Origin of the sequence: Bordetella petrii (genome assembly GCF_017356245.1) — a bacterium.
GTDB lineage: Bacteria > Pseudomonadota > Gammaproteobacteria > Burkholderiales > Burkholderiaceae_B > Bordetella_A > Bordetella_A petrii_D.
Map to the genome: position 1 here is coordinate 605,693 of NZ_JAFMZZ010000004.1, position 12,223 is coordinate 617,915.

Sequence of the window (12,223 nt, forward strand, 5' to 3'; positions counted from 1 at the left end):
GGGGTTCTTTTGTTTGCTTTTTTGGTTGTTTTTTTTGATGGGTGTCAGGCTCCGCGAGGTGCCTGACACCGCTGTAGGCCGCAGTCGTCTCAGTCGTACGGTGTCTGACACCCTGCGGGAGTCAGACACCTGGCAAAACCACCTGGTAACCGCCGGCCCGCTAGAGGTCGATCCAGAGTTCGGCGCGCGGGAAGTACAGCGCGGCGCGGGCCGGGCGGTTGTCCAGCGCGGTGACCTGGGCGCAGTAGCGGGCCAGCTGGTCGGCGTGGCGTTCGCGCATGCGGGCGGCGAAATGGGCGGGCGGCTCGCCGGGGCGCGGGCGCGCGGTCTTGTAGTCGACGATCAGCCAGCCGTCTTCGGTGCTGAGCGCCAGGTCGATGACCGACACGCGGCCGGCGGCGTCGATCAGCGGCCATTCGCGCCGGGCGGCCGACTGCGACAGCAGCCAGCGGCCGCGTTCGTGCGCCAGGGTGGCCAGCAGCGTGTCGAGCACGGCCTGCGCGGCTTCCGGGGCCTGCGCGGCCGGCAGGCCGGCGCGGGTCAGCTGTTTTTGCATCACGGGCAGATAGCCGCGCAGCGTGTCGGCCGGCCAGGCGGGCAGGCCGTCCTGGCCGATGCGGGCCAGCCAGGCGTGCGCCAGCGTGCCGATGGCGGCGTCGTGCGCGGTGTCCAGCTGCCAGGCGGGATGTTCGGCGCCCTGCCCCATGGCCGCCCCCACGGCAAAGCCGGGACTGCCGATGGCGGTGCGCCGGGCATGCAGGGTTTCGATAGCCTGGTCGGACAATCGCCGCAGCGGTTCGCCGCGCAGCTGGCCGGCCGTTTCGTCGTCGGCGGGCGTGTCGTCCTGCCAGTCGGGCGGCGGGGTTTTCTGGTCGGCCGGCAGCCATTCCCACAGGCGTCCCAGCAGGCTGGCCGCGGGCGGCGCCTTGGGCTGGCCGGTGGCGCGATCGACGGCGACGTTGCCCACCAGGTGCAGGCGATGGCGCGCGCGCGTGGCGGCCACGTACAGCAGGCGGTCGGTTTCATAGGCGGCGCGCCGCTTTTCGCGCAGGCCCAGGTAGCGCGACACCGGGTCGGCCTCTTTGTCGGCGCGCGGCTTCACCGGCCCGAACAGCACGCGCTCGCCGCTTTGCTCGAAACTGACCAGCGGCGCGCGCTCGGCGCGCGGCGACTTGTGCAGGCCGTACAGAATGACAGTATCGAACTGCAGGCCCTTGGACTTGTGCATGGTCATGATCTCGACCACCCCGCCGTCGCCGGCGCCGCCTTCGGGCGCGGCATACAGGCGCGCCAGGGCGGCATCGAGCCGCGCCGGATCGAGGCCGCCGTGCGGCGCCAGGCGCTCGACCAGCACGAACAGGCTTTCGGCGTCTTCGGCGGCGCTGGGGCTGGCGTACAGGCCCGCCCCGCCCAGCCTGCGCCACAGCGATTCCAGCCAGGCCGCCAGCGGCATGGCGCCGCTGGCATTGGCCGCATCCAGCAAGATCGGGCCCACGTGGGCCAGGCGCGCGTACTCGGCCGCCGGCAGCAGGGCTTGCGCGCGGCAGGGCTGCGCGGCGGGCGCATCCCACAGCGACAGGCTCTGCCCGGGCGCGGCCGCATCGGGCGCCGGGCGCGGCGTGCGCAGCGCCTCGGCCAGCAGCACCGGCACCGGGGTCGCCAGGTCGTGGCCGAACAGCGTGTGCAGGGAATTCAGCGTCAGCCCGCACCAGGGCGCGCGCAGCACCGACAGCCAGGCCATGCGGTCGGCCGGATGCGACAGCGCGCGCAACAGCTGCACCAAGTCGGACACCACGTGGCGCTGCGCCAGCGGCACCAGGTCGACCGCGCGGCAGCGGATGCCCGCCTGGGCCAGCCGGCGCACCAGCTGGCCCAGGTGGCCGCGCGCGCGCACCAGGATGGCCACCGGATGACGGCTGGCGGGGTCGCTTTCGTCCAGCGCCTGGCGCACCAATTGCACCGTCAGCGCCTCGGCCGCGGCATCGGCCGCGCCGGCGCCGTCGGCGCTGAAAGCGGCGTGCAGGCGCACGGCCTGGCCCGGCATGGCCGGGTTGAACGCTGCTGAATCGGTATAGGCGATGGCGCCGGCGGCCGCATCGTTGCGCGCCGGCAGCAGGCCGCGGAAGGTGGCGTTCACCCAGTCCACCACGCCGGCCTGCGAACGGAAATTGTCGGTAAGCTGCAGGAAGGTGGGCGAGATTTCGCCCACGCCCTGTTCGGCGGCCTGCAGGAACAGCCCCACCTCGGCCTTGCGGAACCGGTAGATGGACTGCATGGGGTCGCCCACCAGGAACAGCGTGCGGCCATCTCCCGGCTGCCAGCCGGCGGTCAGTGTGGCCAGCAGGTGGATCTGGGTGAGGCTGGTGTCCTGGAATTCGTCGATCAGCAAATGGCGGATCGAGGCGTCGAGCTTGAGCAGCAGCTCGCCGGGATCGTCGGCGCTGCCCAGGGCATGCGCGGCGCGCTGCGCGATCTCGATGAAATCCACTTCGCGCGTTTCGGCGAAACGCAGGTGCAGCTGGGCCACCGCCAGTTTCAGCGTCATCAGCTGCGCGCCCAGCACGCGCCACTGCGCCTCGCTGAACTCGGCCGGCGGCACCTTGTCGACAGCCTCCAGCATCCAGATCCAGGCCGCTTTGGGGTCGGCCGCGTCCAGCCACTGGGTGAAGGGCTCTTTGTGATCGCACTTGGGCGGGAAACCCAGCTTCCTGGTGACGCCGCGCGCGCTGCGCAGCCCGCCCGCCGCCGTCAGCAGCAGATGGCGCACGGCCTTCCACTGATCGAGCCAGGCCGCGTCGGGTTCGAGCGGCGCGTGCCAGTCGCGCAGCGCGGCCAGCGCATGGGCCGGGCTGTCTTCGTCGAGCGCGGCCGCCGCCATGCGCGCCGGCCAGCGCAGGGCTTCGTCCCAGCCCATCGGCATGGCGCGCGCCAGCGCCTGCAGGTCTTCGCCGATGGCCTCGGCCAGGGCGTCCTGCAGGGCCTCGCGGTCGCTGCCGCGCGCCAGCAGCGGCAGCCACTGGTCGCGCTGCCCCAGCATGGCGGCAATGGCTTCGGCGGCCGCCTGGGTATCGACATCCAGGTGCGCCAGCAGGATGCGCACCGCCTCGAAATCGTCGGCCAGGGCCAGCGTGGCGCGCGCCGCCGCATCGTAATGGGCCTGCGCGTCGTCGGCGATGTCGGGCATGCCGCCCAGCTCGGACAGCCACGGCATGCCGCGCACCAGGCCCGCGCAGAACGAGTCGATGGTGCGGATCGACAGGCGCGCGGGATGCTGCAGCAGCTTCCAGCCCAGCGCGTCGTTGCGTTCCAGGGCGGCGCGCGCCAGGCGCCAGCTGCGCTGGCCGTGCTCGGTATCGGGCATGGGGCCGCCGCCGTCGCGCAGCTTGCCCAGCACGCGCGCATGCATTTCCGACGCGGCCTTGCGGGTGAAGGTAATGGCCACGATTTCTTCGGGCCGGCTTACCGTGGCCAGCAGCGCCAGGATGCGGTCGGTCAGCAACTCGGTCTTGCCCGAACCGGCCGGCGCCTGCACCAGGAACGAGGCGGCCGGGTCCAGCGCGCGGGTGCGCGCCAGGTGGTCGGAGGGCTGGCGGGCGGATCCGGTCATGCCGCGTCGTCCTCGTCTTCAAGGTGCAGCCGCAGGAACGGCATGGCATCGCAATATTTCAGGTCGTCGCGGCGATACGCCAGATTGGCGGCGTAGCCCGATGCGTACTCGTCGGCCAGGCCCTCGACCGCGCCGCGCCAGCGCAACAGAATGTCGCGCCATGCCAGGCCTTCGAAGCCCTTGCCGGCGTCGGCGGCGGTGACGCCCGCCAGGCCCAGTTCGGTGTCGGTGAGACCGGCCGCGGCAACCTGGCGCGCATGGACCTGCGCCAGCACCAGCGCGGCCACGTCGGCGTCGGGCGTGTCGCCGGACAGCACGGCCGCGTAGAACGGCAGCTGCAGGTTTACGGGCCGTGCGCGCGCCCAGTCGGATTCGGGGTTGCCCGGCGTCATGCCGGTCTTGTAGTCCAGGATCACGGCCCGGCCGTCGGGCAGGCGGTCCAGGCGGTCGAGCCGCACCGTCAGCGCCAGCGGCCCGCGCGACCACTGATGGGTTTCTTCGACTTGCGCCACCTGGAACGGCAGGCGCTGCGCTTCCAGGTCGAACCAGTCGGCCAGCACGGCGCAGGCGCGCTCGCATTCCAGTTCGCGCAGCGCGCGCGGATAAGCCTGCAGTTCTTCCTGGGCGGCCTGTTCCACCCCCTGCAGGATCAGGGCCGGCAGGCGGGCCTGCGCCATGGCTTCGTGCAGTTGTTCCTGGTCGGGCAGCATGCGCCATACCAGTTCGAGCGCGCGGTGCAGGAATTGCCCGCGCACATTCTGGTTGGCGGCATCGGCATAGTCGGCCAGCGCCCTGCCCCCCAGGCGGTGGCGCACGAAGGCCCACAGGGGATTGCGCGCCTGGGTGTCCAGCACGTCCAGGCCGCCGGTGGCGCCGGCCCGCGGGCTGTCGGGCGCGGGCGGGGGCAGCGGCGGGCCGCGTTCGTCGTCGAGCACCTGCTGCGGCAAGGCCTCGGCGGCGGCCGCCGCGGGCGCCTGCCATGCCATCGGCGCGACATCGGCGATCAACGGCGACGGCCGCAGTTCACGCTCGCCATCGAGATGGGCATGGCTGACCACGACTTCGGGCGCGCAACGGCACAGTGCGGCGTACAGCGCTTCGGCCCATTGCCGCTCGCGTTCAGGCGTGGCGCGCGGCGCCCCGGCCTGGCGCAGCACCGTCAGCGGCAGCAGCGGGTTGGGTTGCGGGGTGGCGGGCAGCACGTCGTCGGTCAGGCCCAGTATCCATATGCCGTCCCAGTGCCCGCCTTCGGCTTCGAGCAGGCCCAGCACGTCCAGGCGCGCCAGCGGATCGCGCTGCGGCTGGAATGACGCCGCGGCGGCTGCGCTGGCCAGCAGGCGCACGGCGCCGCGCCCGTCCAGCGGCCCGGCGGCGGGCGCCAGCGCCGCATAGCGGCCCAGCAGCTCGCCGAACGCGCCCATGACCTGGTAGCCGACACTGTCCAGCGCCCGCTCGCCGGGAAAACCCAGCGCCACCAGCGCGGCGCGGATTACCGGCATCCACCGGTCGGTGCCGAGCCGTTCGCCGGCCTGTTGCCAGATTTCGAGCGCGGCCGGCCAGGCGGCCGACATGGCGGTGCCGTCGGCCAGGTCGCGCTGCCAGCGCGCGGCGTCGATGCGCGCCCGCGCCTGGCGGCGCCAGCGCGCGTCGATGGCCGCCAGGCGGGCCAGGTCGCGGCGGTCGCCCGCACAGTGTCCGGCCAGCAGGGCCGCGCCCAGCACCGGCGCGTCGGCCGCGCCGGCCTGCGCCATCTCGGCCAAGGCGTGCAGCCAGGCCAGCGCCGCGCGCACGGCCGGCCATTCGGTCAGCGGCCGCCCCACCGCCACGTTGAAGGCATGGCCGCCTTCGGCCAGGGCCTGCCCGACCACGCGCCGCGCGAACGGCGATTCGGCCTGCAGCTGCGCCGACACGATCGCGAAGCGTCCGTCCGGCTGCCCGGCCAGCCGCTGCGCCGCCCAGGCGGCGGCGGCGCGCCATTCGGCACCGCGGTCATCGGCGCCGTAGCGCTGCGGCGCGGCGGCTTCGCCCAGCGTGCCGCCCAGCCAGGCAAGCGCCGCGCCGCCCTGCTGGAAAGCGTCGAGCAAGGCGGCGAAGCGCGGCGAGATATCGGTGAACCCGGCCAGCACCAGGTGCCGCGGCGCGGGCACCTCGCCCTGCTGCAGCGCGCGCAGCACGCGCGCGTAGCCCTGGCTGGCATCTTCGGCGTCGATGGCGGCCAGGCGTGCGCGGTAGCGGCGCCGCCAGCGCGAAAAGCCGCGGTATTCGTCGGTATCGGCGCCGTCCGGCACGCGCAGGCGCCATTCGTCCATCAGGGTGTCGGCGTCCATGGCCAGGGCCGCGGCCTGCGCGGTGTCGAGCAGCACGCGCCCGGCCTCTTCTTCGCCGATGGCGTCGGCCCACACCATTTGCGTGGCGAAGCTGTCGAGCCGGTGCGCGGGCAGTTCGGCCCCCGGCGCGAAGGCCAGTTCGCCCGCCGCCTCGGCCAGCCAGGCCGCCAGCGGCAACACGCGCGGCAGTTCGCTGACCTGCCGCTCGCGGCGCAATTGCGCCGCCAGGTCCAGCGTCAGGCGGCGCGCCAGCCGGTTGTTTACTGTAAGCACCAGGGTCTGGGCAGCCGGCAGCTGGCCGGCCTGTTCCAGCGTGATGAGCGAGTCCGGATCCGGGGCCTGGGGCATGCCGCTGCGCCTTAGAACCCGCACAAGGCGGCCAGGGTTTCCCAGTTGATGCGCAGCGCGGGCTGGGTATAGCCCAGGAACCCGAGCGCCAGCACGGCCGCCAGGGCGATGCCGCCCAGGATGCGCCAGACGGTGCGGCGCGCCATGGCTCAGGCCCCTTGCGGCAGGCGCTGTTCGAGCGGCTGTTCGCGCACCGGCAGGCACAGCAGCGCGGCGGCTACGGCCAGCGCCACGCCGATCCACCACATGAGATCGTAATTGCCCGTGCTGGCGTACACATAGCCGCCCAGCCAGACTCCGATGAAACTGCCCACCTGGTGGCCCAGGAAGGCGATGCCCGACAGCGTGGCGGCATAGCGCAGGCCGTAGATCTGCCCGATCAGGCCCTGCGTGAGCGGCACGGTGCCCAGCCAGAACAGGCCCATCCAGGCGGCGAACGCATACAGCACCCAGGGCGACAGCGGCAGCGCCAGCAGCAACAGCATGCCGAAGGCGCGCAGGCCGTATACGCCCGCCAGCAGCAGCTTCTTGCTGTGGCGGCCGCCCAGCTTGCCGGCGTAGAACGAGCCCAGCACGTTGCACAGCCCGATCAGGGCGATGGCCGTGGCGCCGTGGCTGGCGTTCAGCCCGCCATCGACCACGAAGGCCGGCAGGTGCAGCGTGATGAACGCCGTGTGGAACCCGCAGACGAAATAGCTGCCATACAGGAAATGGAACGAAGGGTGCCGCATCGCCTGGCGCACCGCGGCCGACAGCGACTGGCCGCCGGCATGGGCGTCCGGCTTGCCGCGCAGGAAATACGCCAGCGGCGCGCCCGCCGCCACCAGCAGCGACAGCGCCCACAGCGCGCCGGTCCAGTCGAATCCGGTGATTAGCAGCTGCCCGGCCGGCACCACCAGAAATTGCCCCAGCGAGCCGCCGGCGCTGGCGATGCCCATGGCGGTGCTGCGGTAGGCCGGCGGCACCGAACGCGCCACCACGGGCAGGATCACCGGAAAGGTGGTGCCCGCCTGGCCCAGCCCCACCAGCAGGCCGGCCGTCAGGTACAGGCTGAATTCATCGGTGGCGAAACGCGTGCCGATCATGCCGGCCACGTACAGCAGCGCGCCCAGCGCCACGGTGCGGCCCGAGCCGTAGCGGTCGGCCAGCATGCCCATCAGGATGCTGGCCGCGCCCCACACCAGGTTCTGCAGGGCGAAGGCCATGGAAAACACATCGCGCCCCCAGCCCTGGGCCAGGCCCATGGGCTGCATGAACAGCCCGAACGTGGCGCGCACGCCCATGGCAAGCAGCACGACCAGCGTGCCCAGCAGCACGGTACGCAGCGAAATGGAGGGCGAATCGGACATCGGGCCTGCCTGGCAAGGGGGATCGGCGCCTGCGCGGCGCGGGGCGGTTCGCGTGGGGACGGAACAGCAGCCATCATATACAAGTCTGCGCCCCGCCGCGCGGACGCGCGCGCGCGCCGATGCTAGAATTCCGCTCTTGCAAAGAGCCCCCGCGGCTGCCGTCGTGGCACACAATGCATCTTGTCATCAGTGTGTCGCAGCACCGGACGCGCCCGCAATGAAAACGGGTGCGAGTGAACCGGGGACGCCGCGGAGCCGGCTTTGCCGGTCCGCCAGCGTCGCCCCCTTGAGGGGGGAAGCGCGTAGCGCTTCGGGGGTAGGCTTCTCCTCTCGCCGTAGTTAAATGGATATAACCGGCCCCTCCTAAGGGTCAATTGGTGGTTCGATTCCACCCGGCGAGGCCATCGCGCCTGTTCATCCCGCCCTGTTGCAATCGCGTGCTTGCCCAACAGTTGAAAAAGCTGTTTAAATTCTGCACGTAAGTCTATAATTCATCTCGTTTTTCCCGGCTCCGCTCAAGCCGTTCCCGGCCATCCCCGGTCGCGCGCCTCTTTTTACCCTGCCTGTCATATGGTTTTTTTCTGGAAACGCGCCCTTGCGACCGCCCTGGTGCCCCTGGCACTGGCGCTGGGCACCCTGCTGCCGGATGCGGCACAGGCGGCCAAGTCCACCGATCCGTGCAAGGCCAGCGCCAAGTCGGCGGCTTGCAAGGCAGCCAAGGCCAAGGCCGCCAAGCAATCCACCGCCAAGACCACCAGCAGCACCACCAGCAAGAGCACCAGCAAGAGCACCAGCAAGAAAGCCACGGCCAAGGCGTCAGGCAAGACCTCGGGCAAGGCCACCGCCAAGAAATCGGCCTCGAAGAAAACCGTCACGAAAAAGACGGCCTCCAAGAAAAAAACCGTATCCCGGAAAACCCGCACGGCATCCAGAAGCAAGTCGCGCCGCTCCAGCGCCGCGGCCCTGCCGCCGCCGGCAGCGTCGGTGCGCGCCGAGATCGAAGCGCTGCGTTCCAGCACGGCCTATGTGCAAGACCTGGAAACCTCGACCGTGCTGTTCGCCAAGAACGACAACGTGGTGCGGCCCATCGCGTCGATTTCCAAGCTGATGACGGCGCTGGTGGTGGTGGACGCCAACCAGCCCATGGACCAGATGCTGGAAATCACCGAGGACGACGTCGACACCCTGAAGCACGCCTCGTCGCGCCTGGTGGTGGGCACGCGCCTGAGCCGCGGCGACATGCTGCACCTGGCCCTGATGTCATCGGAAAACCGCGCCGCGCACGCGCTGGGGCGCAATTACCCGGGCGGCCTGCCCGCGTTCGTCGACGCCATGAACCGCAAGGCGCGCGCGCTGGGCATGTCCAGCACGCATTTCATCGAGCCCACCGGCCTGTCCAGCGAGAACGTTTCGTCGCCGCGCGACCTGGCGCGCCTGCTGCGCGCGGCGGCGCAGCGCCCGCTGATCCACCGCTATTCCACCGACGACCAATACGAAGTGGATGTCGCCAACCGCACGCAGGTGTTCCGCAATACCAACCTGCTGGTGCGCAAGCCCGACTGGGACATCAAGGTATCCAAGACCGGCTACATCAACGAAGCAGGCGAATGCCTGGTAATGCTGGCGCGCATCAACGGCCGCGACGTGGCCATGGTGCTGCTGGACTCGCGGGGCAAGCTGTCGCGCATCGGCGACGCGGTGCGCCTGCGGCGCATCCTGCAAAGCGACGTGGCGATGGCCATGCTGTAAGGCGCGCGCCGCTTCAGGCGGCCGCGCGGCGCGGCAGCGCGCCATCGTGCAGTTCGCTCGACAGCCCCGCCAGCACCGCGCGGGCATCCAGCGACCGTATCGGCACCGCCGCGTCGGTAGGAATGCGGCCATCGGCCTGCAGCAGCTCATAGCGCAGGCAGCACACCCGCAGGAACGATGTGAAATTCGCGGCCTCGCCGCGGTATTCGACCAGTTCGTCGTACAGGCGCTCGATCAGCTGATTGACGCGCATGCCGTCGCGCGCGGCGATTTCTTCCAGCACCGACCAGAACAGGCGTTCGAGCCGGACGCTGGTGGCGACCCCATGCAGGCGCAGCGAGCGGGTGTCGGATGAATAAGAATCGGGATGGGCGCGGATGAAGATTTCGCACATGGCGGCGGCTCCGGATAGGCGAGCTTCAATGTACGGCCAATGCGGGGCGAACAGCAAGGCGCGGGGCCGGGCTGTTCAGGCGTCTGGTTCCCGCGGGGTGCCGGACACCGTATGGTGAGATGGCCGCTGCCCACTTCGGTGTCTGGCACCCTGCGGGAGCCAGACACCTGAACCCGGGAGTGGGTTCCACTTCAATGCGTGATGGTGGTGCCCAGCACTTTCAGGAACTGCGCCAGCCAGGCGGGATGGGCCGGCCAGGCGGGGGCGGTGACCAGGTTGCCGTCGGTGTGGGCCTGGTCGATGGCGATCTCGGCGTAGGTGCCGCCGGCCAGCCGCACCTCGGGCGCGCAGGCCGGATAGGCCGAGCAGGTGCGCCCCTTCAGGATGCCGGCGGCGGCCAGCAGCTGTGCGCCGTGGCAGACCGCGGCAATGGGCTTGCCCGCGCGGTCGAACTGGCGCACGATTTCCAGCACCCGCTCGTTCAGGCGCAGGTATTCGGGCGCGCGTCCGCCCGGAATGACCAGGCCGTCGTAGGCGTCGGCGTCCACCTGCTCGAAATCGTGGTTCAGCGCGAAATTGTGGCCGCGCTTTTCGCTGTAGGTTTGCGCGCCTTCGAAATCGTGGATGGCGGTGGCGACGCTGTCGCCGGACTTCTTGCCGGGGCACACCGTGTGCACCGTGTGCCCCACCGCCAGCAGCGTCTGGAACGGCACCATGGTCTCGTAGTCTTCGGCGTAATCGCCTACCAGCATCAGCAGTTTTTTGGCCATGTCGGTCTCCTTGTGGTCGTGGCGCGGCTGCCGGGCCAGGCCGGCCCGGCGCAGGCGCCCGGCAAGCCGCATGCCCGGGCGGATCGCGGCCGGTATGCAAGGATTGTGCGGCAGGCGGATGCGCCGCGGGTGGTAACGGAATACCGCAAGCGGCGCCGCGGCGCCCGGGCTTATTCCAGCGCCACCGAGACCGGCCGCGCGTCCAGCAGGCTGACCAGCGCCTTGGGGTCGATGCCGACCAGGTAGCCGCGCCGCCCGCCATTGATATACACCACGGGATATTCCAGCACCTGGGCCTCGACCCACACGGGCATGCGCTTGCGCGTGCCGAACGGCGACGTGCCGCCGACCTGGTAGCCGGAATGCCGCTGCGCGGCCTCGGGATGGCAGGGCGCGACCTTTTTCAGGCCGGCCTGGCGCGCCAGGTTCTTGGTGGACACTTCGCGGTCGCCGTGCATGACCACCACCAGCGGCCGGGCGGCCTCGTCTTCCATGATCAGCGTCTTGACCACCGCGTGCGGGTCCAGCCCCAGCTGGCGCGCGGCCTCGCCGGCGCCGCCGTGCTCGACGTAGTCGTAGGTGTGTTCGGTGTACGCCACTTTGTGCCGCTTAAGCATCTGGGTGGCGGGCGTTTCGGATACGTGGCGGGCTTTGCTCATGGCGCCGGCAGGCCGCGGTGCGGCGAACGGAAAAGCCGGTAGTGTAGGCAGCGGCCGCCGGCCGCGCAACGCGGGTCAGGCGCGCGGGTGGTGCGCGGCGTGCAGCGCCTTCAGGCGTTCGCGCGCCACGTGCGTATAGATTTGCGTGGTGGAAATGTCGGCATGGCCCAGCAGCATCTGCACCACGCGCAGGTCGGCCCCATGGTTGAGCAGGTGCGTGGCGAAGGCATGCCGCAGCACGTGCGGCGACAGCGGCGCGCGCACGCCCGAAACAATGGCGTATTTCTTGATCAGTTGCCAGAAGGCCTGGCGCGTCATGGACTGCGCGCGGGCGGTAAGAAACAGCGCGTCGCTGACGCGCATGCCGGCCAGCTCGGGCCGCGCCGCCTGCAGGTAGCGGTCGATCCAGTGCGCCGCCTCGGCGCCCAGCGGCACCAGCCGGTCTTTGCCGCCCTTGCCCATCACCACGCGCACCACGCCTTCGTTCAGGCTGACTTCGAGCACCTTGATGTTCACCAGCTCGGATACGCGCAGGCCGGTGGCGTACAGGGTTTCCAGCATGGCGCGGTCGCGCAGGCCGCGCGCGGTATTCAGGTCGGGCGCGCGCAGCAGCGCGTCGACCTGCGCTTCGGACAGCGTCTTGGGCATGCGCGGCGGCTGCTTGGCCGCGCTGAGCGTCAGGCAGGGGTCGCGCTGGGCGCGGTGTTCGCGCAGCGCCCAGGCATAAAAGCGCCGCAGCGCCGCCAGCCTGCGGTTGGCGGTGGTGGCGCGGCTGTCGGCGTGGCGCGCGGCGAACCAGGCTTCGATGTCGCCGGTGCCCGCATCGCGCAGCAGGCCCGCCGCGGCCGCCCCGCCGTGTTCGGCCGGGGTTTCCAGCCAATGCGCGAAGGCGGTGAGGTCGCGCCGGTAGGCCGCCAGCGTGTTGGCGGCCAGGCCATCTTCGAGCCAGACGGCGTCGATGAAGGCATCGATATCGGCCTGCGAGGCCAGGGGTGCGGCGCTAGGCATGCGGGGCGAAAG

The 12,223-nt window shown here is 70.9% G+C and carries 9 protein-coding genes and 1 tRNA gene; 2 read left to right on the plus strand and 8 right to left on the minus strand.

All coding sequences use genetic code 11. The annotated features are described in order from the left end of the window. Nucleotides 1–160: 160 nt before the first annotated feature. The 4 genes from J2P76_RS21000 to J2P76_RS21010 are packed head-to-tail and all read right to left on the minus strand — an operon-like array spanning nt 161 to nt 7,631. Complete coding sequence (locus J2P76_RS21000) at nt 161–3,607, minus strand: UvrD-helicase domain-containing protein (RefSeq protein ID WP_207409780.1); 3,447 nt, start codon at nt 3,605–3,607, stop codon at nt 161–163. Then, a complete protein-coding gene (locus J2P76_RS21005; RefSeq protein ID WP_207409781.1) occupies nt 3,604–6,282 on the minus strand; it encodes a PD-(D/E)XK nuclease family protein in 2,679 nt (892 codons plus the stop codon). The genes J2P76_RS21000 and J2P76_RS21005 overlap by 4 nt, the downstream gene beginning before the upstream one ends. A gap of 11 nt (nt 6,283–6,293) precedes the next feature. Beyond that, nucleotides 6,294–6,428 (minus strand): hypothetical protein, encoded by a 135-nt coding sequence (locus J2P76_RS23770; protein ID WP_278253194.1) that lies wholly within the window; start codon nt 6,426–6,428, stop codon nt 6,294–6,296. A gap of 3 nt (nt 6,429–6,431) precedes the next feature. Next, nucleotides 6,432–7,631, minus strand: coding sequence for an MFS transporter (locus J2P76_RS21010; protein ID WP_207409782.1), 1,200 nt, complete (start codon nt 7,629–7,631; stop codon nt 6,432–6,434). Between the two features lie 329 nt (nt 7,632–7,960). On the opposite strand from J2P76_RS21010, the gene J2P76_RS21015 reads away from it, so the two are divergent. Together J2P76_RS21015 and pbpG are read left to right on the plus strand one after the other, a co-directional pair. Beyond that, a tRNA-Arg gene (locus J2P76_RS21015) sits at nt 7,961–8,035 on the plus strand. Nucleotides 8,036–8,201: 166 nt separating this feature from the next. Then, complete coding sequence (gene pbpG, locus J2P76_RS21020; protein WP_242697634.1) at nt 8,202–9,380, plus strand: D-alanyl-D-alanine endopeptidase; 1,179 nt, start codon at nt 8,202–8,204, stop codon at nt 9,378–9,380. A gap of 13 nt (nt 9,381–9,393) precedes the next feature. On the opposite strand, the gene J2P76_RS21025 is transcribed toward pbpG, so the two are convergent. From J2P76_RS21025 to xerD, 4 genes are all read right to left on the minus strand, one after another. Then, nucleotides 9,394–9,774 carry a ribbon-helix-helix domain-containing protein gene (locus tag J2P76_RS21025; protein ID WP_207409783.1) on the minus strand — a complete coding sequence of 127 codons (381 nt, stop codon included), beginning with the start codon at nt 9,772–9,774 and terminating at the stop codon, nt 9,394–9,396. A 191-nt stretch (nt 9,775–9,965) separates the two neighbouring features. Continuing rightward, nucleotides 9,966–10,544, minus strand: coding sequence for a DJ-1/PfpI family protein (locus tag J2P76_RS21030; protein WP_207409784.1), 579 nt, complete (start codon nt 10,542–10,544; stop codon nt 9,966–9,968). Nucleotides 10,545–10,714: 170 nt separating this feature from the next. Continuing rightward, on the minus strand, nt 10,715–11,203 hold the full coding sequence (ybaK, locus tag J2P76_RS21035) for a Cys-tRNA(Pro) deacylase (RefSeq protein WP_207409785.1): 489 nt from the start codon (nt 11,201–11,203) through the stop codon (nt 10,715–10,717). 75 nt (nt 11,204–11,278) lie between these two features. Then, the gene (gene xerD / locus J2P76_RS21040) at nt 11,279–12,211 is read right to left on the minus strand and encodes a site-specific tyrosine recombinase XerD (protein ID WP_207409786.1); all 933 of its coding nucleotides are present in this window, start codon (nt 12,209–12,211) and stop codon (nt 11,279–11,281) included. Between the last annotated feature and the right edge of the window lie 12 nt (nt 12,212–12,223).